Genomic DNA, 577 nt, shown 5'->3' on the forward strand with positions numbered 1-577 from the left:
ACACCTCAATCATCCTACCCCTGCGCTCCCATTTTATTGGGACTGCAAAGATACAAACTCTTTTTTATCTCGCAACCCCTACAGTGTAAAAGTTGAAGGTTTTTTTTTAGCTTGCCTCCATGGTAGTCTATAATGTCTCTGCCTATCAAAAGGCTCTTCTGCGCTACTGATCCACTCTCGTTTTCAGTGGGGCAAAGATAGAAACTTATACCATAACCCGCAAGTTTATTTAACATAAAGTTCATATTTTGTTCATGTTTTTTTTATAAGTAGCTGGTAGGCAGCGGGAAATATTTTAAACAAATGTTTGGGAGATGGGGAGGAGGGACATTAATAATGAATAATGGGTGATGGAAGACATGCCTATACATTATATAGAAAGGTTGGCAACCCCTCCTCTCCTACCTTATCAGGATATCATCCTTACCATCCTGGATTGGGGCAAGGGCCTGCCACTGGTGAATGTGGGTGGGTGTTCACAATCTATATTTATATATACGACATCTTCCATAGCCCTGATAGCAACGGTTACCCCGCAGCAGGGATCGGGAAGCGGGTGGACCTGGATTGGGGACGC

General features: G+C 43.3%; 1 protein-coding gene. It reads left to right on the forward strand.

Annotation, left to right across the window (positions count from 1 at the left end; all coding sequences use genetic code 11):
- Positions 1-359 precede the first annotated feature (359 nt).
- Positions 360-577 (forward strand): hypothetical protein (locus tag C7D53_RS21075; RefSeq protein WP_162926242.1); only part of this gene is annotated, 218 nt, incomplete at its 3' end.

This window comes from Chryseobacterium aurantiacum (genome assembly GCF_003020585.1).
Taxonomy (GTDB): Bacteria; Bacteroidota; Bacteroidia; order Flavobacteriales; family Weeksellaceae; genus Chryseobacterium; species Chryseobacterium aurantiacum.